Below are 24575 nucleotides of genomic sequence, written 5' to 3' on the forward strand. Positions count from 1 at the left end.
AGTAGGATGGAGCAATGAGCACGCCAGCAGACCCATTTGATGACAGCCCCCACGGAGCACCGGGCGATTCCGGCACATCCACGGCTACGATCGAGCGCGAAGAGCTCCGCGAGGAGATTGAGCCCGGTGACAGGGATCGGTTCGCCCACTACGTGCGCAAAGAAAAGATCATGGAGTCGGCGCTGTCCGGAGAGCCTGTAATCGCTCTGTGCGGCAAGGTCTGGACGCCCGGCAGGGACCCCGAGAAATTTCCGGTGTGCCCTACGTGCAAGGAAATCTACAACTCCATGCGTCCGGGGGATAAGTCCTAGGAAGTTTGATTGACACGTCCGCCGGGCCCGGCCCGGCGGACGTTCGCATGCTCGTGAGGGAGCCATGTCGCAACCTGAGGCTTTGCCGCGTGAGGGGGAGATGTCCTCTCTACGGCCACTGACGGTCGGGGTCATCGCCATCATCACCTGCGCCGCCTTCGAGGCTATGGCGGTGGTGACGGCAATGCCGTCTGTGGCCGCGGAACTTGATGGGGTATCCAGTTATGGGCTGGCTTTCTCCATGTACCTCACGGCCTCGCTGCTCGGTAGCGTTCTCGGCGGGATCTGGTGCGATCGAAGTGGGCCCCGCCCCGCCTTGGCCGCCGGCCTGGGGCTCATGGTTGCCGGCCTGGCTGTCTCCGGAAGCGCTCCGGCCTTCTGGATCATGACATCCGGACGCGCTGTGTCAGGACTCGGCGGCGGTTTCATGATTGTTGCCGTCTACGTAATCATCGCAAGGGCGTACCCCCAGCGAACGCAGCCGGTGGTGTTCGGCTGGCTTGCCGCCGCGTGGGTGGTGCCCTCGCTGATCGGGCCGTACGTTTCCGGCGTGCTGGCCGAGCAGGCGAGCTGGCGCTGGGTCTTCCTGGGCGTAGCTCCCGTGGTTATTGCGGCGTTCCTGCTGGTCTGGCCGCGTACTGAGCGTTTGAAGGTCTCCGGAGTTCGTGAGCCGCTCGACGCGGCGGCGCGCAGGAACGCGGCGACCGGCGTCCTGCTCGCGGCTGGTGTATTCGCAGCCCAGTTTGCCCTGACGAAAATAGCCGCCGACGGCTTTGCCGATCCGGTTCCGGCCTGGCTCCTGGTGGCGTTGGGCGTGGCCGGATTTGCTGCCGCTGCTGTTGCCTTCCCCCGGCTTCTGCCTGCCGGGACAGTGCGCCTGGCGCCGGGGCTACCCAGCGTCATTGCCACGCGTGGGCTGCTGACGGTCGCTTTCTTCGGCGCGGAAGCCTTCGTCCCCCTGATGCTGGTCTCCGCCCGCGGTCTGAGCGCATCGACAGCGGGCCTTGCCCTGAGTGCTGCCGCGATCGGGTGGAGCGCGGGTTCCTTCGTCCAGGCCCGCGTGAGCTTCCGCCGACAATGGCTGCTGGTCATCGGCTCATCCCTGCTGGCTCTGTGCATCGGGGGCCTCGCCCTCGCAGCAGCGGCCGAGGTTTCGTTCTGGGTTCTCGTGCTCGTGTGGAGTGCTGCCGGCTTCGCCATGGGACTGACACTCTCCAGCACGTCGGTGCTCGTCCTGAAGCTGTCGCCGCCGAGCGAGCAGGGCCGGAATTCGGCCGCGCTGCAACTCTCGGATCAGCTGGGCGGAGTTATCGGAACCGCCGGTGCCGGTGGCCTGTTCGCCCTCCTGCGGGACCCGGATGCGCCCGGGCAGGTACCCGTCTTTGTTGCAATCTGGCTGGCTCTGTGCGTCTTCGCGGTAGTCGGTATAGTGGCCGGGTTGAGGGCTGCCCGGGGTGACCGGGAACCCTCCCCAGCAACGACCGACACACGAAAGGTGCCGTCCCAAGAGTGAGCAACAATGCACTGTTCGGCGCCGGTCCGGCTCTTCCTCCCGCGTACCCGGAACGAGCCGCCTGGGGTACCGCACCCAAGCTTCGGCAGTGGCAGGAAGAGGCACTCGCGAAATACTTCGCGAACTCTCCCCAGGATTTCCTGGCGGTAGCAACGCCCGGGGCAGGTAAGACCACATTTGCGCTGCGGGTCGCCACGGAACTGGTGGAACGGCGGATCGTCAACCGAATCGTCGTCGTTGCTCCCACGGACCATCTCAAGCGGCAGTGGTCGGATGCCGCCGCCAAGGTCGGGCTGTCGATTGATCCGAATTTCCGCAATGCCGACGGTCGGCACGGCGAGGGCTTCATCGGTGTCGCGGTGACCTACGCGCAGGTGGCCAGCAAACCGATGCTGCACCGCGCCAAGACTGAAGCAGCAAAGACGCTGGTGATCCTCGACGAGATCCACCACGGCGGTGACGCACTATCCTGGGGCGATGGCATCCGCGAAGCGTTCGAACCCGCAACCCGCCGGCTTGCCCTCACCGGAACACCGTTCCGCTCGGACACGGCGGCCATCCCGTTCGTCGAGTACGCGGAGGACGCGGACGGTATCCGCCGTTCGCGCTCTGACTACACCTACGGTTACGGCGACGCCCTCCGGGACCACGTAGTCCGTCCGGTGATGTTCATGGCCTACTCCGGCCAGATGCGCTGGCGGACAAGCGCGGGGGAGGAGATGGCAGCTTCGCTCGGCGAAGCAGCTGTCACCAAGGACATCACCGCCCAGGCGTGGCGGACCGCCCTGAACCCGAACGGTGAATGGATTCCGGCAGTGCTCGCGGCGGCGGACCGGCGCCTCACCGAGGTCCGTCGCGCCGTCCCGGACGCGGGCGGCCTGGTGATCGCCACCGACCATGAGGATGCCCGGGCGTACGCAGGGCAGCTGAAGAAGATCACGGGTGAATCGCCCACGGTCATCCTTTCCGATGACGCCAAAGCGTCCGGAAAGATCGAGGAATTCTCTGCCGGCGAGACGCGCTGGATGGTCGCCGTCCGCATGGTGTCCGAGGGCGTGGACGTTCCGCGCCTGGCAGTCGGCGTGTATGCCACGTCAACTGCCACGCCGTTGTTCTTCGCGCAGGCCGTAGGACGGTTTGTGCGTGCACGACGGCGGGGGGAGACGGCGTCGGTCTTCCTGCCTTCGGTGCCGAACCTCATGGCGCTGGCAAACCAGCTCGAGGTGGAGCGGGACCACGCGCTCGACCGGCCGGAGAACAACGAGGACGGCTTCGCGCCCGAAGAAGCGCTGATGGAGGCGGCGAACCGTGAGGAGAAGGCCTCCAGTGAGCTGACCAAGCAAAAGTTTGAGGCGCTCGAGTCGCAGGCCGCGTTTGACCGCGTGCTTTTCGACGGCGGTGAGTTCGGCACGGGCGGTGAAATGGGCAGCGAAGAGGAGCTTGACTTCCTCGGAATCCCCGGCCTGCTTGACGCCGATCAGGTGGGCGCCCTCCTTCGGCAGCGGCAGCAGGAGCAGCAGTCACGACGACGACGCCCGGTTGCCGCGCATGAGCCGGTCGCTCCTGAGGTGATAGACCACCGCCAGCTCACTGAACTGCGTGGCCAGCTCGCCAAGAACGTATCGGCGTGGTCTGCCCGTTCCGGGATGCCGCACGGTGTCGTACACACTGAACTCCGCAAGGCGTGCGGCGGTCCGGCCGTGGCCCAGGCGAACGAGGAGCAGCTACGGCGGCGGCTGAAGAAGCTTCAGGACTGGTTCATCGGACGCACCTGACCCACGCCCTTGGCACGTCCGCTGCAACGCCGCGGCCGGGGAAGACATCAGTCGACGAGTTCGACGCCGGCGTCCTCCAGCTCGGCAAGAACCTCGCTGAGGCGTTCGGAGTGGACCGGACGGGTGTAGTCGACCAGGAGGCGCGTGGTGTATCCGGCTCCCACAGCATCCAGGGCAGTGGCTCGCACGCAGTAGTCGGCCGCCAGGCCGGTAACCGCTACTTCATCCACCTCGCGGTCCCGCAACCAGTCGTCGAGGGAAACGGCGTCGTCGGCTGTGACCGCAGCGGCCGCGCCCAGTTTCTGGTCACCGGTGGGCACCTGGTCCTCGGGGGCAAGAACGCCCTCGAAGCCGGAATACGCCGCCTCGTACTGGCCCTTGCGGAAGACGGCGTCGAGGCCCTCGGTGTCCAGATTCGGGTGGAACTGGGCACCGTGCTGGTCCGCCACACAGTGCACGGGCCATGAATCCACAAAGTCCGGCTGGTCGGAGAAGTGGGAGCCCGGGTCAATATGCCAGTCCTGGGTGGCGATGATGTAGTCGTAGTGGTCGCCCTGCGCGTCGATGTAATCGCTGAGATCCTGGGCCACGCCGGCACCGCCGGCGACCGCCAGGGATCCGCCCTCGCAGAAATCGTTTTGTACGTCGACGATAATAAGTGCGCGTGTCATGCGGACTCCTCGTACTCGGTGGGTATAGCGGGCTCCCCTCGTTGGAGCCGCATTACGGAGCTCGGCAGCTCTGCCATGGACACCCGATGGCGTTCGACGGCGCGCTGTACACCCTCCGGGCCGGTCCACCCCGGAAGCACCTCGCCGTCCGCCACGAACTGGTGCAGGAGCGGACGGTCGTTGCCGTCGTCGTACGGATGATTGCCGATCCCGACCACTTCGGCGACCGCCGTGCCTGACTCGTTGAGACGCCGCAGCGCGTATTTGCGGCCTCCGACGGAGGCCTTGTTTTTGGCAACCTTCGCCACCGAGACGAAAGCGCCGTCGTCGTCCGTCCGGCTCACCAGTTTGTACACCATGCCGGCGGTGGGCGCTCCCGATCCTGTGACCAGGGAGGTGCCGACGCCGTAGGAGTCCACCGGAGCGGACGCGAGCAGGCCGATCGCGTACTCATCAAGGTCGGAGGTGACCACAATGCGCGTCTGGTGGTTGCCCAGATCGTCGAGCAGCTGCCGCACCCAACGGGCCTGTTCAACGAGGTCACCGGAGTCAAGGCGCACCGCTCCGAGATCCGGCCCTCCCGCGGCGACAGCGTTGCGGACGCCCTGCTCGACATCGTATGTATCGACAAGGAGGGAAGTGCCCTTCCCGAGGGCGGCGACCTGCGCGGCGAAGGCCTCGGGCTCGGAATCGTGGAGCAGTGTGAAGGAATGCGCTGCCGTGCCGACGGTCCGAATGCCGTAGCGGCGTCCTGCCTCGAGGTTGGAGGTACTGGCGAAGCCACCGATGATAGCTGCCCGCGCGGCTGCCACAGCTGATTCCTCCTGCGTCCGCCGGGAACCCATCTCGATGCACGGGCGGGTTCCGGCAGCCCCGGTCATGCGGGATGCGGCGGACGCAATGGCACTGTCATGGTTGAGGACGGAGAGCAGATACGTCTCGAGAATGCACGCCTCCGCAAATGAGCCCTCCACGATGAGGATGGGGGAGGACGGGAAGTAGGCTTCGCCCTCGGCGTACCCCCAGATGCTGCCGGTGAACCGGAAGTCCGCGAGCCAGCCGAGCGTGGCGTCATCGACGACTCCAGCCGCGGACAGCGCGTCCAGCTGCGGCTGCTCGAACCGGAAATGCTTCAGGCCCTCCAACAGGCGCCCGGTTCCCGCCACGATCCCATAGCGGCGCCCCTCGGGCAGGCGCCGGGTGAAGACCTCGAAGACGGACTTCCGGTGCGCGGCACCCGAATGAAGGGACGCCTGCAGCATGGTCAGCTCATAGTGGTCTGTGTAGAGCGCGGAATTGGGGTGCTGCCAGGTTTTATGTGGGCTCACACCAAAACTCTAGCCCCGTGGTCGCTCTGTGAGTACCGGGAGCGCATGCACAATGGGCGGCTGGGGGCCGCGCAGGAGGCAACCGCCCGCCAACCTACAATGGGGACCATGAGTGTTGGCGTTGTTCCCGAAACCCATCAGACTGAGGCGACGGAAGAAGACTCGCTGACCAGTACCGACGTGCCGTGGGTGGTCATCGTGTGGAATGACCCGGTCAACCTGATGAGCTATGTGACGTACGTCTTCCAGACCTACTTCGGCTACAGCGAGGCGAAAGCGCGCACCCTCATGCTTGAGGTCCATGAGCTGGGCAGGTCGGTTGTCTCCACCGGTTCGCGGGAACAGGCGGAGCGGGACACCGTGGCAATGCACTCGTACGGCCTGTGGGCTACTTTCCAGACAGCGGACGCGTAGGGAGCGGCAGTGGCCAGAGCATTCAGGAGAACCCGGCGTGGTATCGCCGGTGACTTTGAACCCGGCGAGGTGAGGTTGCTGCGACGGTTGTTCGCCGACGTCGTGCAGTTGCTCGAACCGGAAAAACGGGAGAACGAGGATCCCCTCGTGGCACTGGTAGGGCTGGATATGGAAGCCGTGAAGCCCGACGACAGCGCGGTGATCCGCCTGCTGCCGGATGCGGTGAAAGACGACGACGACGGGGCGCTGGAATTCCGCCGCCTTACCGAGCGCTCGCTGCGGGAGGAGAAGGTCGGGGCCCTGCGCGGGGCAGCGCTGCTGCTCGAGAACACCCAGATGGTCTTGAACCGGGACCAGGCTCAGGTCCTGGCCCGGGCGCTCAATGATGTACGGCTGGTCCTGGCTGACCGACTCGAGATCGAAACCGACGAAGACGCAGCGCGACTGCATGAGATTGCGGACCTTGAGGACGCGGATGATCTTGAGTCTTATCTGGCTCTGGTCTACAACTTCGTCACCTGGGTCCAGGAGGGGCTGATGCAGGCTCTCCTTGCGTCTGTCGAGCCCTCTGAATGACGGACACGGCCCCCACTGATGGGGGCGCACTGTGATTAAGGACACGCCTCATCTCTTAGCCAACCGGAGCGGCGCGTCCTATTCTCAAAGGATCATGAGTTCTGACCCTGCCGACTCTGAGGCTGCCGAGATGGCCGCTCTGAGGTCCACCGAAGCACCCATCGGCATCTTCGACTCAGGCGTCGGAGGTCTCACCGTCGCCCGGGCAGTCATCGACCAGCTACCCCGCGAATCGGTGCTCTACGTCGGAGATACCGCCCACGCCCCGTACGGTCCGCTCCCCATCGCGGAGGTGAGAGCCCACGCGCTCGGGGTGATGGACGAACTGGTGGATTCCGGCGTGAAACTGTTGGTCATCGCCTGCAACTCCGCGTCCGCTGCCGTGCTGCGGGATGCCCGCGAGCGCTACACCGCCCGATATGGGATTCCGGTCATCGAGGTGATCCAGCCGGCCGTCCGGCGCGCCGTGGCCTCGACACGCACCGGCCGGATAGGTGTCATTGGAACCAGCGCCACCGTCGGCTCCCGTGCCTACGAGGACACGTTCGCCGCGGCGCCGCATCTGGAGATATTCTCCGCGGCTTGTCCGGACTTCGTCGACTATGTGGAAGCCGGCGTCACCGCAGGTTCCGAGGTTCTGGAAACCGCTGCCCGCTACCTGCACCCGCTGCGGGAAGCCGACGTCGACACTCTGGTTCTCGGTTGCACCCACTATCCGCTGCTGACGGGCGTGATCTCCTATGTCATGGGCGATTCCGTAACGCTCGTCTCCAGTGCGGAGGAAACCGCCAAGGACGTCTATCGTGCACTCGTTTCCCATGACCTCCTGCGCACCGGCTCCGGCCAGCCCCAGCATCACTTCGTCGCCACCGGGAACGCAGCGCGATTCGAGGAGCTCGCACGGCGCTTTCTAGGGCCGGAAGTCCTCAGCGTGGAGCACGTGGACCATGTGTCGGCCCAGTATCCGACGGGAAGCATGGCTCGCATCACGCCCGAGATGATTGCGACCGCCCGCTCCGATGCCGGCTCCGGCGGGGGCCGCCGCGCATGAAATTGACCATTGTGGGGTGTAGCGGATCTTTCCCAGGGCCGCATTCGCCTGCCTCCTGCTACCTCGTTACGGTGCAGGAGGATGGCAAGACGTGGCGGATCCTGCTTGACCTCGGCAACGGGTCACTGGGCGCGCTGCAGCGTTACATGGACCTGCGGGATATTGACGCCGTCCTGTTGTCCCACCTGCATCCCGATCACTGCATGGATCTGTGCGGGCTGCATGTGGCAGTCCACTGGGACCCTGCCGGTTGGAACCAGCCGCGAATCCCCGTGTGGGGGCCCGCCGGCACTGCTGACCGGATGGCCACCGCCTACGGGCTGGACCCGGAACCGGGGATGCATGAGGACTTCGAGTTCCACGCCTGGTCACCGAGGACGCCCGTGCAGGTCGGGCCCTTCAGCATCACGCCCTATCCCGTCCTTCATCCGGTCGAGGAGGCGTACGCGCTACGCGTCGAGGTGGCGGACCCCGATGCTCCGGGCGGCAAGCGGATCCTGACCTACTCGGGCGACACTGACGCGTGCGACGGTCTCATTGAGGCGGCAGCCGATTCAAGCATTTTCCTCTGCGAAGCTGCTTTCCATGAAGGCAGGGACGACGCCGTCCGCGGTGTCCACCTGACGGGAAAGCGGGCCGGCGACGTCGCGTCCGCAGCCGCATCGCGGAGGCTGCTGCTTACCCACCTCCCTGTCTGGAATGACGCCGTCCGCACCATGGAAGAGGCGCGCAGCAGCTATTCGGGGGACGTCGCCGTCGCGGTTGCAGGGGTCTCCTACTCGGTATGACGGCGGGACGGGCAGCAGCGGCGTGAATCGCTCACACAGAACCGCCTCTGGCAGACTGGACCCATGACTTCCCCTTCCTCTCCCGGGTCCGTTTCCGCATCCACGTCCCCATCCACTTCCGGAAGTGGAGTTGTCCGGGCAGACGGCAGGGCGCCGGACCAGCTCAGGAACATCAGCATCACGCGCGGCTGGTCCAACCAGGCCGAAGGGTCCGCACTGATCGAGTTCGGCAATACAAGGGTCCTGTGCACTGCTTCGCTGACCACCGGCGTTCCCCGGTGGCTGAAGGGAGAGGGCAAAGGCTGGGTGACAGCCGAGTACGCCATGCTTCCCCGTGCCACCAACACCCGCTCAGACCGGGAGTCGGTGAAGGGCCGAATCGGCGGACGTACCCACGAGATTTCGCGCCTGATCGGCCGGTCCCTCCGATCGATCATTGACACCCGGGCGCTGGGGGAGAACACCATTGTCCTGGACTGCGATGTGCTGCAGGCCGACGGCGGCACCCGCACCGCCGCGATCACCGGCGCCTATGTGGCGCTCGCTGAGGCAATCCGGTACGCCAAGGAACACGGAATCATCCCGCAGTCCTCCCGTCCATTGACCGACACGGTCGCGGCAGTGAGTGTCGGCATCATCGACGGTGTGCCGATGCTGGACCTGCCCTACGTCGAAGACGTCCGGGCGGAGACTGACATGAACGTCGTCGTGACGGGAAGCGGAAGCTTCGTCGAGGTTCAGGGGACCGCCGAGGGCGCTCCGTTCGACCGGGACGAACTGGACGCACTGCTTGACCTCGCCCTGCTGGGCACGTCACAGCTTGCACAGATTCAGCGCGAGACGCTGGGGGAAGCTGCCGGTGCCTGAGCACACTGAGTCCGCACCGGCACGGCTGGTTCTCGCCACCCGCAATGCGGGCAAGCTGCGTGAACTGCGCGCCCTGCTGAGGGACCAGGTCCCCGGCCTCGACGTCGACACGCAGGTGATTGATGCCGTCGCGGCGGGTGCTCCTGACGTGGTGGAGAGCGGCACAACCTTCGAGGAGAATGCGCTTCTCAAAGCACGTGCAGTAGCGGAAGCCACGGGCATCCCCGCAGTGGCCGATGACTCCGGCCTGGCCGTTGACGTGCTGGGAGGCGCTCCCGGAATCTTCTCGGCCCGGTGGGCCGGGCGGCACGGTGATGACTCGGCGAATCTGCGGCTGCTGCTCAGCCAGCTTGCCGACATTCCGGCGGACCGGAGGGCGGCGAGGTTCGTGTGCGCCGCGGCGCTGGCGGTGCCTGACGGCGCCGACGTCGTGACGCAAGGCGAACTGAAGGGGACGTTGCTCAACGAGCCGCGCGGAGACGGCGGTTTCGGATATGATCCCGTCCTCCAGCCCGACGGTCTAAACCGGAGCTGTGCCGAGCTGACCCCTGAAGAGAAAAACGCCATCAGCCACCGGGCCAGGGCGTTCGCCGCGTTGCTGCCGTCGATCATCGAGGTCCTGCGCTGACCGTCCCGTCATGCGCCGGCGTTCAGCAGCCGCTTACGGCACGCGCAGTTCGATAGGGCAAACTTAACCGGGATATGAGGACTTTCGTGAGCTACCTGCCCCTGCAGACCGGGAATGAATCCACACTCGGAGGTGTCGCTGACTGGGCGGTGACCATGATGGAGACGATCGGCGCGCCCGGTGCAGGCCTTGCCATCGCTCTCGAGAATCTCTTCCCGCCCCTTCCGAGCGAAGTCATCCTTCCGCTGGCTGGATTCACCGCGAGCCGTGGAGATTTCACCCTCTTCGAAGCGCTGTTCTGGACCACCACCGGGTCTGTCGTGGGTGCCTACCTGTTGTACATGCTGGGCGTGCTGCTCGGACGCGACCGCATGCGCCGACTGGTGGGCAAGGTGCCGCTGGTTGATCTTGAGGACGTTGACAGCGTTGAGGCCTGGTTCAACCGCCACGGCTACAAGGCCGTGTTCTTCGGGCGGATGGTGCCGATCTTCCGCAGCCTGGTCTCCATTCCTGCCGGCATCGAACGAATGCCCGTCTGGACCTTCCTCAGCTTGACCCTCGCCGGGAGCCTCATCTGGAACTCCATCTTCGTATTGGCCGGCTTCCATCTGGGTGAGAACTGGCACCTCGTGGAGCAGTATGCGGACATCTTCCAGAAACTGGTGATTGCCGCCGTCGTGCTTCTGATGGCGTTCTTCGTCATCAGCAAGGTGCGGAAGGTGCGGCGCAAGCGCGAAGCGTCATGATGCGGCTTACCGACGTGTGGCCGCTCTTCGGACTGGAGCTTCGAACTCCGCGGCTGTCGCTGACGCCCGTCCGGGACGAACAGCTGCCCCAGTTGGTCGATGCGGTGCTGGCCGGCGTCCATGATCCGGCATTGATGCCGTTCAGCGTGCCGTGGACAGATGCTCCCCGCGATGTGTTGATCCGCGAGACGGTCAAGCACCAGTGGCGCCAGCGCTGTTCCCTCGAACGCGATCACTGGACCATCAATTTCGCCGTAAGCTTCGACGGCCGCGTGGTTGGCATGCAGGACCTCTCTGCCCGCGATTTCTCGATCCTGCGGACAGTCAGCAGCGGCTCCTGGCTCACGCAGTCCGTGCAGGGACGTGGCATCGGCAGGGAAATGCGGTCGGCAATCCTCCTGTTTGCATTCGACCACCTCGGTGCTGAAACTGCCCTCTCCGAAGCGGCCGAATGGAACAGCGCCTCACTCGGGGTTTCCCGCGGGTTGGGTTACGAACCCAACGGTGTTTCCGAAGTAGTTGCCCGCGCATGTGAGGTGACGAAGCAAGTGCACATGCGCCTCGAGGCAGGCCGGTTCCGACGGCCGGATTGGGCGCTGGAGGTGGATGGCGTGGAACGGATCCTGCCATCTCTTGGAGCGCAGTAGAGCGCCGGGGGCTCGCAGGGCGCAGTAGCCGCCCGCCACGCGGAGCCGGTTCCGGGGTTGGAGACCCATCACCCGATACCGTGATCTGGTGGCAATTGAGTTTACGGCGATCGACTTCGAGACTGCCAACGGGTTTCGCGGTTCGCCCTGCGCCGTAGGGCTCACGAAGGTCCGTGACGGCCGCATCGTCGAGGAAGCACAGTGGCTGATGCGCCCGCCCGCCGGCCACGATCAATTCGATTCGCGCAACGTCGCCATTCACGGAATCACCGCCGACATGGTGGCGCAACAGCCACGCTTCGGTGAGCTCTTTCCGGAGATCGGCGCTTTCATCGGGAACGACGTCGTGGTGGCGCACAACGCCGCCTTCGATATGGGGGTTATCCGCTCGGCGCTCGAGGTGTCCAACCTGGCAGGTCCTGCCTATGACTACGCCTGCACAGTTCTGCTGTCACGACGCAGCTATTTCCTTGTCTCCTACTCGCTGCCCTATGTCGCGGAGGCCGCCGGCGTGCCGCTGGTGAACCATCACGACGCCGTCGAGGATGCCCGCGCATGCGCCGGCATTATGGTGGATATCGCGCGCCGCGCGGAAGCGTCGACGATCGATGAACTGGTATCAGGGCACCGCCTCCAACTGTCTCGCCTGCAGGCCTACGAGCCGGGGGTGTCTGAGCTGTCCAAGGCAACCCGGACGGCACTGGAACGCGGGCCTGCCTCGGGCTGGGCAGGGTGGCCGGACGAGGGGCTGAACCCGGAGCCGAACCCGGGTGCGGACCCGACGCATCCGCTGTATGGACAGACCGTTGTATTCACCGGCGATCTGGGTATCCCGAGACCACAGGCGAAGCAGCGTGCAGCGGTGCTGGGCGCGCAGCCTGCGAGCACGGTGACACGAAGGACCACGGTGCTGGTGGTCGGCAACGGCTTCGTGGCCGCGGACCTGCGCAGCGGTCGCGTGACGGGCAAAGCCCGGCGTGTGATGGAACTGCACAGCCGGGGACAGAACATCGAAGTACTCTCCGAAGCGGAATTCCTGCAGATGACCGGCGGACGCTGGCCCGTCACCAGCCAGTAGCGCTGCCCCTCAGGCGCCCATCGCCGCGGCGAAGCGCGCGGCCACTTCCTCGACGACGCCGGATCCTTCCAGCCGCTCGTATGCAGCGGGAGGGAGGGAGTCACGACCGTGTAAAGCCCCGGCGATGGCGCCGGCAACAGCACCGACGACCCGTGTTGCCGGTCCTTCCTGCTCCGCCGCTGCGGCGAGCAGCGCGCGCATGGAAGCCGCGCCGTCGTCATCCGCGGTGGCAAGGACCAGTCGGATCCCCGCGCACAGAACGCTCGCTGCATCCTCTCCCGTGACCGCAGGGGTAGCTGCGCTCAATGCCTGCAGCTGTTCGGACAGCGGCGCCGCCCCCAACGTAGCTGCATGCTCTGCCGCCGCACTCACCGCTTCAGGCAGCGAATGATTGTCCACGACGATCACGTGAATCAGGCCGGCGAAGACGGCCGCGGGAACCTGGGCGCTGGGATTGCCGTGAGTGATTGCTGCAGCGTCAAGTGACAGCTTCTCGATCATCGCGGGCGGCACATTGGCGACCAGTCCGAAAGGCGCGGAGCGCTGCAGCGCGCCTGGTCCGTCGTCGGCCCGTTCCAGCGGGCGCTGACGGCTGCCCATGTCACCGCTCCTGAGTGCGCGGAGGCTGGCGGCGTCGGGTTCCCGGCGGCGGTGGAGAACCTCCTGCCGGTCGATCCAGCGGGCGGGAGGAGCGGGAGCGGACGACGGCGGTGTCTCACCCTGGGTGCCGAGCCAGCGGAGATAGGCGAGCCAGAGGCAGGCGGCTTCGTCGGCCGCGACGCCGTCGTTGGCCCACTCGAGCACCTCGGTCATGCCGTCAACCGTATAAAGCGTGAGCTGGGTGGCATCGGCGAACGAGGAAGCGTCGGGTGATCCTGCGGCTGCCTCACCGAGCGCGCAGCCCAGGAGCGAACCGGTGATTCTGTTGCGGAGTGTGCTGGAGAAGCGTGCGGAATGAGTCACCCCGCCAGTGTAGGCAGCTGATGCGCGTGATTTCGTACAGCGTCGCTTCGGGACGAACGACAGCTCCGCCGGCAGCCGGTAATGGAGATCACCAGCCCTGTTCGCGCCTTGTTCGACGGTGCCGCGGCGTTGCCGTCCGGAACTGTCGGAGGTGGCCGGTAGCTTGGAATCATGAGGTTACTGCACACGTCGGACTGGCATTTGGGTCGATCCTTCCATGGGGTGGGAATGCTTGAGGCGCAGCAACTTTTCATCGACCAGCTGGAGAAGACGGTCCGCGAGGAGAACGTGGATGTGGTCCTGATTGCCGGTGATGTCTATGATCGCGCGCTGCCTGCTGTCGACGTCGTCGAACTTTTCGACGAGGCGCTGGAACGGATCACGGAGGCGGGCGCGCAAGTGGTTGTCAGCAGCGGCAACCATGATTCAGCAGTGCGGCTGGGATTCGGTGGAAAGCTGATCGAGCGCGGCGGCGTCCACCTGCGCACGCGGCTGGAAGATATCGGACGCCCTGCGGTATTCCCGCTGGAGAATGGCGTTGAGGTTGCAGTGTACGGAGTGCCGTATCTGGAACCGCGCATGGTTGCGGACCGGCTTGGGTGTGTGAGTGCAACGCATACTGCTGTGACGTCCGCGGCGCTGGAACGGGTGCGGACTGATCTGGCGCGCCGTCGGAGTCGGAACACCGTACATTCAGTGGTCATGGCACACACCTTCGTGAGCGGTGGTGTCGGGTCGGACAGCGAGCGGGAGCTCAGCATGGGCGGCCTCGGCGTGGTGCCGTTGGATCTCTTCAAGGATTTTGACTACGCTGCGTTGGGTCACCTGCACGGTCAACAGCAGTTGCGTGAGCGCGTCCGGTACTCCGGCTCTCCGCTGGCATATTCATTCTCGGAGGCACATCAGTCGAAGGGTGCCTGGCTCATCGACATCGGGCTGGATGGTGTGGGCGGGATCAGGACGGTGAGGTGGACACCGCCACGCCACCTGGCCATTCTGCGCGGTCCCATTGATGAGCTCATCTCCTCACCCGACTATGTTGAAGCAGAGGGTGCCTGGTGCCACGTGACGCTGACTGACACTGAGCGGCCGCAGCACGCCATGGAACGGCTGCGCGCCCGTTTCCCCGGCACACTGGTGCTCGCCTTCGAACCTGCGTCGCGAACCCCCGGTGAGGAACGGACCTACAGTGAACGCATCGCACAGGCGGCTGACGACGCCGCGATCTGCTGCGGCTTCCTTGAGCACGTACGCCAGCGCAAGGCCAACGCGGAGGAGGCGGCCCTGTTCGCCGAAACAATTGATGCCCTGCGTGCTGCGGAGAGCGGCGTATGAGAATCCACCGGCTCGAGATACAGGCCTTCGGCCCGTTCGCTGAACGCCAGCACATCGATTTCGACACCCTCACCGAGCAGGGGCTGTTCCTGCTGAACGGGCCTACCGGCGCGGGTAAGTCGAGTGTGCTCGACGCGATCTGCTACGCCCTGTACGGTTCTGTCCCCGGGGCGCGCCAGAACGCCAAGCGGTTGCGCAGCGACCACGCCCCAGACGGCCTCGCGCCGGAGGTGGTCTGCGAATTCTCGGCGGGAGCCCGGCGTCTGGAAGTCACGCGGAACCCGTCCTGGAACCGGCCGTCCAGGCGGGGCATCGGAACAACCACGGAGCAGGCAAAAACGCTCCTGCGCGAGCGGGTTGCGGGGGAGTGGGTCGTCCGCTCCACCCGCAACGATGAGGCTGGAGCGGAACTGCAGAACCTCCTCGGGATGAACCGTGAGCAGTTCACACGGGTGGTTATGCTGCCGCAGGGCGAGTTCGCGGCGTTCCTCCGGTCGGACGCTACCGCTCGCGGTGAGCTCCTGCAGCGGTTGTTCGCGACCGACCGGTTTTCCACCGTGGAGCAGATGCTCGCGGACCACGCCGCCAAAGCCGCTGCACGGGTTCAAAAGGTCGAGGGGGAACTGGAGGATGTTTTCGCCCGGGCTGCTGAAGAAGTACAGCGTCACGGCTTATCTGCCGAACCCTTGTCGACTCCCTCAGTGCTTCCCGAAGAAGAATTGTCCGACACGATCCCGGGGGGAAGCGAACCTGCTGCCCCGGAACCGGATCTTGGTGCACTGCAGGATCGGTTGACGGCCGCCCTGGCTACAGGGCGTCGCCACGCCAAGGAGCTCACCGCACTGCGGGATGCCTCGGCAAAGCAGCGTTCCAGGCTTGAGGCCGAACGCCGTGACCGCATTGCCTTCCGCCGCCTCACGGCCGAGGCTGAGGCGAACCAGGTTGCGCTGGGGAAGGCGGCAGCGCTGCGGTCCAGCCTGGAGAACCACAGGCGGGCACAGATCCTCCACGGACCTCTCCACGCTCGGGATGAGACAGCGGAACAGTTGTGCATCGACCAGGAGCAACTCCTTTCCGCAACGCTCCAGCTGAAGACGGACCCTGCGGTGGGGCACGAGGTACCCGAACTCCTCGAGCCGGAGGCTATGGGGTCGCTGGCCTGCTCCTCGCGGGCACACGAGCAGATTCGGGAAAAGCTGGCCGAGGCGCGGGCGGTTCTTCCGCTGGAAGATGACCTCACCGAGCTCGCGCGGCGAATCCAGGATCTCAAGTGCAGGCTCGAAGACCAGAGGTTGGAAGCGGCCCAGTGCAGGCGGGCCCAGGAGAAATTCGGACAGGAGCTTACGGAGCTCACAGCGGGGCTGGCCCTTGCCGAGGCAACAGCAGGACGCGCGGCGCAGCTGGCAACTGACTGTGCGGAAGCTGGCGCCCGGTTGGAGTTGCTGGCGCAGGCGGAACTAGCGGAACGTTCCCTGCGGGAGCTCGAGGAGCAGCAAAAGGAACAGCAGGCGCTCTTCCTCACCGCGAAGGGGGACTGGTTGCGGAAGCTCCAGCTGCGTCTGGAACAAACAGCAGCGGAACTCGCGGCTCGGTTGAGCGCAGGCGAGCCATGTCCGGTCTGCGGGAGCGAAGAACATCCGATGCCGGCAACAGCAGGGTCGCAATCCCTGGTGAGCCGCGAGGAAGAGGAGCTCGCGCGTGCGCACCAGGAACACGCCGAGGTCCGGCTGCGGGAGACCTCAGCGGCTCGCGACTCAGCGGCTCTCAGAGCCGCTGGTCTGCGCGCCCGTAGCGGGGACACACCGGAACTTGAATTACGCGCCGCGCTCTCATCACTTGAACAGGAACATGCCAAAGCGGAACAGGCGGTACGCGCGGCCACGGAAATCAGCGCACGAAAATCCGAGCTGGAGCAAAAGCTCACCGGCCTGCAGGACCAACAGGCTGACCTCACTCGGAGCCAGGCTGAAGACTCATCACGGCTTGAAGCGCTTCTGGAACAACGGGCTGCATTGACCGCGAGGCTCTCCCAGGTGCGCGGTCCCTACAACTCCGCGTCTGAAAAGGCAGCGGCGCTTGAGACGGCGGAGCGACGGCTTGGCGCGGTGTGCGCCGCACTGAGCCGCTGCGAGCAGGCAGAGACGAGACTGGAGAAAGCCGAAGCCGCATTACATACCGAACTGACAGCAACGAATTTCGCGTCGCCGGATGCTGTCCGTGACGCCCTGCTGAGTGACGCGCAGGTGGAGCGTGCCGAGCAGGCCATCCGGGACGCCGAGAATTCAGCTCACCGGATCGAACGGGACCTGGAGCGACCGGAGAATCTTGCCGCGGCCGCCCTGGAGAAGGATGGCGGGGCGCTCCCTGGGGAGGACGAAATTGCCTCCGCCGCCAACGACGAAGCAGAATCGGCCAGGCGGCTTGACCGCGCTGTGCTTGAGGTGGGTTTGCTTGAACAGTCCGTAGTTCAGCTGGGTTCGTACGCGGACCGCGCTGCAGCCCTTGAGGAACGTCTGATCCCGCTGCGGCAGGCATACCAGCTCGCGAAATCGGTCGCGGATACAGCCCGTGGCAACGGCGAGAACCTCTACAAGATGAGCCTGGCGACCTACGTGCTTGCCGCCCGCCTGGAACAGGTCGCAGACGCCGCCACCGCGCGGCTGCAGAAGATGTCGGACGGGCGGTATTCTCTGGTGCACAGCGACTCGAAGTCGGGAAACCGGAAGTCCGGGCTCGGACTCAACGTCATCGACAGCTGGACCGGAATGCGCCGCGACACCGCAACGCTTTCCGGTGGGGAATCGTTTATGGCCTCGTTGGCGCTCGCGCTGGGGCTGGCGGACGTTGTACAGCAGGAGTCAGGCGGCCTCGACATCGAAACACTGTTCGTCGATGAAGGATTCGGAAGCCTTGACGAGCAGTCACTCGAACAGGTGATGGACGCCCTCGAAAACCTGCGCGACGGCGGACGCGTGGTCGGCCTGGTCAGCCACGTCGGCGAACTCAAGCAACGGATACCGGCGCAGCTGCACGTCTCCAAGGGCCGGAGAGGCTCAAGCGTCCGCTTAGTGAATCAGCTCCAGCGAGTGTAAAATCGAGCTGTTATCGGGTTGGGCGCATCGGGAGGAGGGACGATGCGCGTTTCGAAGTACCCGGAAGACACATGGCTACACCAACCTCTGAATCTGAGACTTTTCCGCCCGAACAGGCGTCCGCCGCACGATCGGGTACACCGCCCGTTCCCCGCAACACACTTCCGCCCGCTAGCGATCGTGGACGCTTCAGCCGTCTGCCGGACATTGCCGGCTCAAGCTTCATTCCGCTGGGTTTGGTCGCACGGTTGCCACTGGCGATGCTCACGATCGGAGCGCTCACCCTCGTCACCGCCGCCACTGACTCCTATGCATTCGGCGGTTTCGCAGCCGGGTCGGTGGGAATCGGCTCCGCCCTGGGCGCGCCGGTTCTCGGCTACCTGGCCGACCGTCACGGCCAGCGCCCGGCCCTGCTGGTCGCGGCTGCGCTCAACGCTCTGGCCATCGTCGCCCTGCTTGCCGTCAGCGGACTCCAGGGTGATGGCGCCGGCCTCCTGCCCACGCTGATTGCCTCGTTCCTGATGGGTGCAACCTGCCCGCAGATTGGCCCCCTGGCACGGGTTCGCTGGATGGCACTGACCCAGGGCAAGCGTCCAACCGACCTTGATACCGCGCTCTCCTACGAGAGCACGGCGGACGAGCTGACTTTCGTACTCGGTCCTGCCCTGGTCGGGCTACTGGCCAGCCTCATTGCGCCCTGGCTGCCGCTGGCGCTGGCAGCGGCGCTCACTGTTGCCTTCGTTTCCGCCTTCGCTGTCCACCCCACCGAACGGGCGGTGATTCCGTTGCGCCGCCGTCCCAAGGTTCAGGAGTCCCGCATGGTAGGCAAGCAAGGAACTTCGCGCGCGCGGTTGCTCGTGGCGCTGCCGGTTCTTGGCATGGTGAGTATGGGAACGTTCTTCGGCTCAACGCAGACGGCACTGATCGCCTTCGCCGGCGGCTTCGGCGTTGAGACGGCTGCCGGCCTGCTCTATGCCGTCATGGGCATCAGCTCCGCGCTCACCGCGCTGTCCGTGGCGTACTGGCCGCGGCGATTCAGGCACCCGCTGCGGTGGGTGGCCTCAGCCGGGACCATGAGCATCGCCGCGTTCCTGCCCCTCCTCGCGCCTGACATTCCGCTGATGCTCGCCGCACTGCTTGTCCTCGGCCTCCCCGTAGGACCAACAATGGTCAGCATCTTCAGCGTTGGTTCGCTGGTGGCGCCCAAGCATCTGGTCGGGACCGTGATGACCCTGCTGGCGAGTGGAATCGTCGCAGGCACCGCCATCGGCGCTTCGATTGCCGGAGCGCTGGCGGAGGGCAGTGTGCCGAATGCTTTCCTGGTGCCTGTCGTGGCCGCCGTCGTGCTGCTGTTCCTGGGTCTCGTCTCAGCCGGTGTCCTTCGTCGCAGTCCGGAAGCCGCAGAGGTCAGCTGAGCTGTTCCTCAATGGCGCGGGCACTGGCTGCAATCCGGGCGCCGAGTTCGGCCTCCGGGTGGGCCGAACGGATATAGACGACGGCAACCGCCGCGGGCAGGCGCCCCGGTACCCTGACTGGCGCGGCAACAGAAGACAGGCCGGCAATGACCTCGTCGTGACTGGTGGCAAATCCCTGCGTCCGCGCCGAAGCAGATTCGGCGCGGTAAAGCTGACCGGGCGCAAGCCGTTCCCACTCCTCCTCGCTGACAGCGGACTGAATCGCTATCCCAGGCGCTCCCGCGCTGAAGGCGTGCCGGGTCCCCGGACGCTGCGCGACGGCGGCACGGGAATGACGCGGCTCCACGGTAACGAGCGTCACGCAGTCATGGCGGTCCCAGACAGCAACAAAAGCGGTCATACCCAGTTCATTCGCCAGAACGGTCAGTTCCGGAAGCGCAGCGGTCTGAAGGTCGCGGGAGACTCCCCGGGCGAGCGCGGCAAGACCGGGACCCGACGAGATCTTGCCCGCATCATCCCTGACGACAAGCGAATGATCCTCCAGTGTCCGAACGATCCGATACGCGATGGAACGATGCACTCCCAGTTCCGCGGATAATTCTGCGATGGATAACGCCCTCGGGGCGTCCGCAAGTATCTCGAGGGAACGCAGACCGCGGGAGAGGGTCTGTGAATGCTGAATCGTTGTGTCGGGGGTCACGTTCGGATATTATTCTATATCGGAACGATATGTTCAACTATCGAACAACAAGGGAAATCCCAGCCACCCTCTCCCCACTAGACTTGCATGCGATCTCCGCAGGACTGGGCCGCACTCTTGATTACGGGTATGATCTAGACCACAATTACCGAACGTTCTGTCGGTAATTCAATCCGTCCACTTGGAGTAACAATGACGTCTTCAACGGCTGCCCCTCGGCAGCGTATGTCCCGGGAGGACCGCAAGGTAGTCGCCGGGACAATGGTTGGCACAACCATCGAATGGTACGACTTCTTCATTTTCGCGCAGGCGGCGGGTCTCATCTTCGCGCAGCTGTACTTTGCGCCCCTGAACGAGGACAGTCCCGGACTCGCACAGCTGGTCTCGTGGGCCACGATCGGTATCAGTTTCTTCTTCCGGCCACTCGGGGCAGTAGTCGCCGGTCACCTCGGCGACCGCATCGGGCGCAAGGCCACGCTCGTCTTCACCCTGATGATGATGGGCACAGCCACGGCGTTGATCGGCCTCCTCCCGACCTACGCCCAGATTGGCGTCGCGGCGCCCATCCTGCTGATGCTCCTGCGTGTCCTCCAGGGCTTCTCGGCCGGCGGCGAATGGGGTGGGGCTGCCCTGATGGCCGTTGAGCACGCACCTGTGAACAAGCGCGGTTTCTGGGGCGCATACCCCCAGATCGGTGTTCCGCTTGGAATGATCCTCGCGACCCTCGTGCTGTTCGTGCTCCGCTCGTCGATGTCCGAGGAAGCTTTCCTCACCTGGGGATGGCGTGTGCCGTTCCTGCTCTCCGTCGTGCTGATCGTGGTCGGGTTCTTCATTCGCATGGCAGTCGCCGAGAGCCCCGTTTTCAAGGAGATGACCCAGCGGAAGCTGGAGTCGTCGGTTCCGCTCAAGGAACTCTTCAAGCACAGCACCAAGCAGGTTGTGCTCACGGCAGCTATCTTCATTGCAAACAACGCAGCCGGTTACCTGCTCATCGCGTTCTTCTCAGCCTACGCCCAGCGTACGCTCGGCATGCCTGGAGGACCCGTGCTGTTCGCCACCCTGCTGGCCTCATTCGGGTGGCTCACCTTCACAATGTACGGAGGAATCCTCTCAGACCGCATAGGCCGGGTGCGGACGTTCCAGATTGGCTACGCTCTCATCTTTGTCTGGATGATTCCGCTCTTCCTCATGATCGATACCCGCAATATCGTCGCCTATGGTGTTGCACTGTTCATCCTCACGATCGGCCTCGGGTTGTCCTACGGACCGATGTCGGCGATGTACGCCGAAATGTTCCCGGCGAACGTGCGGTACTCCGGGATCGGAATCGGGTACGCCCTGGGCGCGATCCTGGGCGGAGCCTTCGCCCCGCTGATCGCGGAAGCGCTGCTGACGGGCACCGGATCCTCGATCTCGATCGGCGTGTACATCATGGTGTTGTGCGTCATTTCCTTCGTGGGCGTGACCCTTGTGAAGGAAACACGCGGGGTGCCGCTGCGTGTAACCGAAAGCCACACGGAAGCGAAGTAGCACCGGAGAAGGCCGCTTCACCGCCCGCAGGTAGGAATACCGGGTGCCGGTGGGGCGGCCTTCCTGCTGCCTGTGGCTACGTTGAGTACCCGGCCGCCCGTTCTCGCAAGCCGAGGATGAGCGCGTCAAGCCCCATGCCGAATGCTATGTCGGCCTGCCGCTGGTCCGCGGTCTTCTTCTGCGCAGATACTGCGGAGGTAAATCGCGGATAGTGTCCTGCGAGCTGCCCCGACTCGAAGATCGTCTCAGGGGCAGTCGCGTCGAAAGCGGACCCGAAAATGAAGGACTCCAACGCGATGATTGCCGGAACAATTAGGGGCTCCGGCCAGTCCGCCCTTTCAAACCCGCGGGTGACCGCCTCATAGACGGCCAGGGTCTGCGGGGCACCGCTCACCGGCAATACGGCGATCACCGGGATAAGCGGAGTGTGCCGGGTGAAGACATCGCGGTAGGACCATGCGAACCGGCGGATGGCCTCATTCCACGGCTCTGTCTCGAACCCCGATACGTCAACCTGGGTCATCACGTGGTCCTGCACCAGAATCAGTACGTCACCCTTGGACTCGACGTGGTTGTATAACGACGACGGTGCCACCTTCAGCGCGCGCGCCAGGGAGGACATGGTCAGCCCCTCATACCCGCGGGATTCGATGAGCGTGAGGGCGGCCCGGGTGATGGCTTCCTGGGAGAGAACCCTGCTCAGCGGCCTGCCGGCTGATCGACGGGACGAACCGGTTGCGCTGACCATTGCGTGTATTCCTGAATCCTTCCCAGCCCGGAGCGGGATGCTCCCTCACCTACACGGTAATGGAAGACATCCTGCAGTGGTCCCGCGGACACGGATGGTGCGTGGCGCCGCCCTCCTGGGCAGCGTGTCCGCTGCTACCGTAGTGCCATGCCGGAGATGCCTGAGGTGCAGGGGCTCGCCCAGTTCCTGGCCAGCAAACTGGTTCCCGACGGCGGCGCCCCCGCCCGTGTACGGGACATTCAGCTTGGTTCCTTCGCCGTGCTCAAGACGGCCGAGGTGCCGCTTTCAGCGGTGTCCTCCATGAAATTCATCGGCGTCGACAGGCGGGGTAAATTCCTCATCCTGAGTCTGGAAGGTGTCCACCTCGTGATGCATCTGGCGCGTGCCGGGTGGCTTCGGTGGTCCGATTCCATGCCTGACACCCTTCTGCGGCCCGGTAAAGGCCCTATCGCGCTCAGGCTGAGGTGCACCGAACCTTCCGGCCATGGGTTCGACCTCACAGAGGCCGGCACCAAGAAGTCAGCCGCGGTCTATCTTGTGCGTGATGTCGCCGAGGTCCCGGGCGTAAGCAGACTGGGTCCGGAAGCGCTGGATGTCGGGCAGGAACAGTTCGTGGCGATGCTGCACGGACATCGCAGCCAACTGAAAGGTGTGCTGCGTGATCAATCGTTCATTGCGGGGATCGGCAACGCCTATAGCGACGAAATCCTGCATGCCGCAAGACTCTCCCCGTTTGCGCTGGCGGCCAACCTCAGTGACGAGCAGTTGGTGACGCTGCACGAGGCCATGCACTCGGTTCTCGGAGCCGCTATCAGCGCTGCTGCAGGCAAACCAGCGAAGGAACTGAAGGATGCCAAGCGGCGCGAAATGAGAGTGCACGGTAGAACCGGCGAGCTCTGCCCCGTGTGCGGTGACACCGTTCGGGAGGTGTCATTTGCCGATTCGGCGCTCCAGTACTGCCCGAAGTGCCAAACGGGAGGCAAACCGCTTGCTGACCGGCGGACCTCCAAATTCCTGAAGTGACCGGGCACCTTAATACCTTCTGAGGTGCACTCGTCTGCCGGATTAGGATCGTCGCTGATGCCCTGCCCTTTTACTGCTCCACCGGGAACCCTAAGATCGAGAGTGTAAGAAATCCGGTTCCAACCACGGAGGTCATCATGACAAGTGAACCAAGCGACCGCGCGCAGGACGACCAGGGCGAGGATTCGTCGCACACGGAGCCGGAGGGAACCATTCCCAATACAGAGGACGGCGTTGGCGCCACCACCACTGAGGAGCCGAGCAGCTTCGAACCCGAGGAAGACACCGGGAAGGACTCCGAAGGGGGCGGCAGCTAGCGGCAGCCTCACGAACCCCGTAACTAAGAACGGACCCGCAGCGCCTTCGTGCTGCGGGTCCGTTCCTTGTTCGGGAAAGGAGCTAGCCGAGGGACGGCGCCCGTGACGGCGGTTCCGGGATGTGCACGTTTCCGGTGGTTATCCCGCCCGTAATGACGTCGGGCGTGTCCATCTGTGCCTCGCTCGTGGTCGGCAGGTTGAGCGTCATGGTGCCGTCATCGTCCTTGTCGGACCCCAAAGCACGCAGCGCCACAGCGACCTCATGAGCATCGGGGCGGGCCTGCGGGTCCCTGGCGGTCATGCGTGTCAGCAACCGGACCCAATCGCGGCCGAGAGATTCGGGCACCTCGGGGTCCCGCAGCAGGCGGGCGACGGCCGCTTCAACAACGGGGCCGGGAAACGCCTTTTCGCCGGTCAGGCATTCGAGGAGCACCAGGCCCAGCGAATAGATGTCGGTACGAGCCTCCACGGTGGTTCCCTCCGCCTGCTCCGGGCTGAGGTAGTTGGCCGTGCCAATAGTGGCGCCGTGGGCTGTGGAGTGGGTTGCTTCCACCATCCGTGCGATGCCGAAATCAGTCAGCTTGGGGTAGAGACGTGTTTCGTGTTCGCCCGAGTGGTACATGAGGATGTTGGCCGGCTTCACATCACGGTGGATGACGCCCTGCGCGTGAATGTACGCCAGAGCGTCTGCGAGATCGGCGCCCAGCTGCGCAACGTGTTCGGAAGGCAGCGGGCCTGACTTCAGCAGTTTGCGCAGGTCCAGACCGTCCACCAGTTCCATGACCAGGAAGCTGGTGGTCTTGCCGGTGCCGTCTTCCTGGAGACCGGCATCATGAAGCGTCACCAATCCGGGGTGGTTCAGCGTCGACAGCAGCATCGTTTCCGTGTGCTGCCGCCGGTAGTCGTCATCATCGGATGTAGTGGGGTTGAAGACCTTGATCGCTACGTCCCGGCCGAGGTTCCGGTCCAGTGCCCGAAACACCGATGCTGCGCCGCCGGTACCGATCAACTCAATGGGTTGGTACCGCTCGGCCAGGAGTTCATCCACGTGAGACCTCC

At 64.8% G+C, this 24575-nt stretch carries 24 protein-coding genes; 18 read left to right on the forward strand and 6 right to left on the reverse strand.

Translation table 11 applies throughout. The features are described 5' to 3' along the window. Positions 1 to 14: 14 nt before the first annotated feature. The 3 genes from AC5RTB_RS12270 (at position 15) to AC5RTB_RS12280 (ending at position 3599) form a co-directional block, all read left to right on the forward strand. The gene (locus tag AC5RTB_RS12270) at positions 15 to 311 is read left to right on the forward strand and encodes a DUF3039 domain-containing protein (protein WP_490889139.1); all 297 of its coding nucleotides are present in this window, start codon (positions 15 to 17) and stop codon (positions 309 to 311) included. A gap of 64 nt (positions 312 to 375) precedes the next feature. After that, the gene (locus AC5RTB_RS12275) at positions 376 to 1824 is read left to right on the forward strand and encodes an MFS transporter (RefSeq protein WP_494061349.1); all 1449 of its coding nucleotides are present in this window, start codon (positions 376 to 378) and stop codon (positions 1822 to 1824) included. Continuing rightward, a complete protein-coding gene (locus AC5RTB_RS12280; RefSeq protein ID WP_494061350.1) occupies positions 1821 to 3599 on the forward strand; it encodes a DEAD/DEAH box helicase in 1779 nt (592 codons plus the stop codon). Before AC5RTB_RS12275 ends, AC5RTB_RS12280 begins: the two co-directional genes overlap by 4 nt. Before the next feature lie 47 nt (positions 3600 to 3646). Here AC5RTB_RS12280 and AC5RTB_RS12285 read toward each other — a convergent pair whose 3' ends face one another. Together AC5RTB_RS12285 and AC5RTB_RS12290 are read right to left on the reverse strand one after the other, a co-directional pair. Next, a complete protein-coding gene (locus AC5RTB_RS12285) occupies positions 3647 to 4270 on the reverse strand; it encodes an isochorismatase family protein (RefSeq protein ID WP_494061351.1) in 624 nt (207 codons plus the stop codon). Beyond that, positions 4267 to 5598: a nicotinate phosphoribosyltransferase gene (locus AC5RTB_RS12290; RefSeq protein ID WP_494061352.1), complete on the reverse strand. Its 1332-nt coding sequence runs from the start codon at positions 5596 to 5598 to the stop codon at positions 4267 to 4269. The genes AC5RTB_RS12285 and AC5RTB_RS12290 overlap by 4 nt, the downstream gene beginning before the upstream one ends. A 108-nt stretch (positions 5599 to 5706) precedes the next feature. Here AC5RTB_RS12290 and clpS point away from each other — a divergent pair, with 108 nt between their 5' ends. The 9 genes from clpS to AC5RTB_RS12335 all read left to right on the forward strand — a co-directional run bounded on the left by clpS (position 5707) and on the right by AC5RTB_RS12335 (position 12393). Next, positions 5707 to 6012 (forward strand): ATP-dependent Clp protease adapter ClpS, encoded by a 306-nt coding sequence (clpS, locus tag AC5RTB_RS12295; protein WP_490889132.1) that lies wholly within the window; start codon positions 5707 to 5709, stop codon positions 6010 to 6012. 9 nt (positions 6013 to 6021) lie between these two features. Next, the gene (locus AC5RTB_RS12300) at positions 6022 to 6588 is read left to right on the forward strand and encodes a DUF2017 domain-containing protein (protein ID WP_494061353.1); all 567 of its coding nucleotides are present in this window, start codon (positions 6022 to 6024) and stop codon (positions 6586 to 6588) included. 94 nt (positions 6589 to 6682) lie between these two features. Beyond that, positions 6683 to 7639 carry a glutamate racemase gene (gene murI / locus AC5RTB_RS12305; protein WP_494061354.1) on the forward strand — a complete coding sequence of 319 codons (957 nt, stop codon included), beginning with the start codon at positions 6683 to 6685 and terminating at the stop codon, positions 7637 to 7639. Continuing rightward, the gene (locus tag AC5RTB_RS12310; protein WP_494061355.1) at positions 7636 to 8427 is read left to right on the forward strand and encodes an MBL fold metallo-hydrolase; all 792 of its coding nucleotides are present in this window, start codon (positions 7636 to 7638) and stop codon (positions 8425 to 8427) included. Before murI ends, AC5RTB_RS12310 begins: the two co-directional genes overlap by 4 nt. A 63-nt stretch (positions 8428 to 8490) precedes the next feature. Further along, complete coding sequence (gene rph / locus AC5RTB_RS12315; RefSeq protein ID WP_494061356.1) at positions 8491 to 9294, forward strand: ribonuclease PH; 804 nt, start codon at positions 8491 to 8493, stop codon at positions 9292 to 9294. Next, positions 9287 to 9922: an RdgB/HAM1 family non-canonical purine NTP pyrophosphatase gene (gene rdgB, locus AC5RTB_RS12320; RefSeq protein ID WP_494061357.1), complete on the forward strand. Its 636-nt coding sequence runs from the start codon at positions 9287 to 9289 to the stop codon at positions 9920 to 9922. Before rph ends, rdgB begins: the two co-directional genes overlap by 8 nt. An 86-nt stretch (positions 9923 to 10008) precedes the next feature. Then, the gene (locus tag AC5RTB_RS12325) at positions 10009 to 10668 is read left to right on the forward strand and encodes a DedA family protein (protein WP_494061358.1); all 660 of its coding nucleotides are present in this window, start codon (positions 10009 to 10011) and stop codon (positions 10666 to 10668) included. Continuing rightward, positions 10665 to 11315 (forward strand): GNAT family N-acetyltransferase, encoded by a 651-nt coding sequence (locus tag AC5RTB_RS12330; RefSeq protein WP_494061359.1) that lies wholly within the window; start codon positions 10665 to 10667, stop codon positions 11313 to 11315. The genes AC5RTB_RS12325 and AC5RTB_RS12330 overlap by 4 nt, the downstream gene beginning before the upstream one ends. An 88-nt stretch (positions 11316 to 11403) precedes the next feature. Beyond that, positions 11404 to 12393, forward strand: a complete 990-nt coding sequence (locus AC5RTB_RS12335) for a 3'-5' exonuclease (RefSeq protein ID WP_494061360.1) — start codon at positions 11404 to 11406, stop codon at positions 12391 to 12393. Between the two features lie 9 nt (positions 12394 to 12402). Here AC5RTB_RS12335 and AC5RTB_RS12340 read toward each other — a convergent pair whose 3' ends face one another. After that, positions 12403 to 13356 (reverse strand): ADP-ribosylglycohydrolase family protein, encoded by a 954-nt coding sequence (locus AC5RTB_RS12340; protein WP_494061361.1) that lies wholly within the window; start codon positions 13354 to 13356, stop codon positions 12403 to 12405. A 171-nt stretch (positions 13357 to 13527) separates the two neighbouring features. Here AC5RTB_RS12340 and AC5RTB_RS12345 point away from each other — a divergent pair, with 171 nt between their 5' ends. The 3 genes from AC5RTB_RS12345 (at position 13528) to AC5RTB_RS12355 (ending at position 19198) form a co-directional block, all read left to right on the forward strand. After that, on the forward strand, positions 13528 to 14691 hold the full coding sequence (locus tag AC5RTB_RS12345) for an exonuclease SbcCD subunit D (RefSeq protein WP_494061362.1): 1164 nt from the start codon (positions 13528 to 13530) through the stop codon (positions 14689 to 14691). Further along, positions 14688 to 17783, forward strand: a complete 3096-nt coding sequence (locus tag AC5RTB_RS12350) for an AAA family ATPase (RefSeq protein ID WP_494061363.1) — start codon at positions 14688 to 14690, stop codon at positions 17781 to 17783. The genes AC5RTB_RS12345 and AC5RTB_RS12350 overlap by 4 nt, the downstream gene beginning before the upstream one ends. Positions 17784 to 17854: 71 nt before the next feature. Next, positions 17855 to 19198 (forward strand): MFS transporter, encoded by a 1344-nt coding sequence (locus AC5RTB_RS12355; RefSeq protein WP_494061364.1) that lies wholly within the window; start codon positions 17855 to 17857, stop codon positions 19196 to 19198. Here the strand turns inward: AC5RTB_RS12355 and AC5RTB_RS12360 are convergent. Continuing rightward, on the reverse strand, positions 19191 to 19898 hold the full coding sequence (locus AC5RTB_RS12360) for an IclR family transcriptional regulator (protein ID WP_494061365.1): 708 nt from the start codon (positions 19896 to 19898) through the stop codon (positions 19191 to 19193). The genes AC5RTB_RS12355 and AC5RTB_RS12360 overlap by 8 nt on opposite strands. 192 nt (positions 19899 to 20090) lie before the next feature. Between AC5RTB_RS12360 and AC5RTB_RS12365 the strand changes: the two genes are divergently transcribed. Beyond that, on the forward strand, positions 20091 to 21428 hold the full coding sequence (locus AC5RTB_RS12365; RefSeq protein WP_494061366.1) for an MFS transporter: 1338 nt from the start codon (positions 20091 to 20093) through the stop codon (positions 21426 to 21428). Positions 21429 to 21504: 76 nt separating this feature from the next. Here the strand turns inward: AC5RTB_RS12365 and AC5RTB_RS12370 are convergent, their stop codons facing one another. Beyond that, a complete protein-coding gene (locus tag AC5RTB_RS12370; RefSeq protein ID WP_494061367.1) occupies positions 21505 to 22176 on the reverse strand; it encodes a TetR/AcrR family transcriptional regulator in 672 nt (223 codons plus the stop codon). Positions 22177 to 22323: 147 nt separating this feature from the next. Here AC5RTB_RS12370 and AC5RTB_RS12375 point away from each other — a divergent pair, with 147 nt between their 5' ends. Together AC5RTB_RS12375 and AC5RTB_RS12380 are read left to right on the forward strand one after the other, a co-directional pair. Then, entirely contained in the window at positions 22324 to 23199 is an 876-nt protein-coding gene (locus tag AC5RTB_RS12375) for a DNA-formamidopyrimidine glycosylase family protein (protein WP_494061368.1), read from the forward strand. Positions 23200 to 23336: 137 nt separating this feature from the next. Then, entirely contained in the window at positions 23337 to 23516 is a 180-nt protein-coding gene (locus AC5RTB_RS12380; RefSeq protein WP_494061369.1) for a hypothetical protein, read from the forward strand. 82 nt (positions 23517 to 23598) lie between these two features. On the opposite strand, the gene AC5RTB_RS12385 is transcribed toward AC5RTB_RS12380, so the two are convergent. Beyond that, positions 23599 to 24564 (reverse strand): serine/threonine-protein kinase, encoded by a 966-nt coding sequence (locus AC5RTB_RS12385; RefSeq protein WP_494061370.1) that lies wholly within the window; start codon positions 24562 to 24564, stop codon positions 23599 to 23601. Positions 24565 to 24575 lie beyond the last annotated feature (11 nt).

This window comes from Arthrobacter sp. M71 S08 (assembly GCF_059089725.1).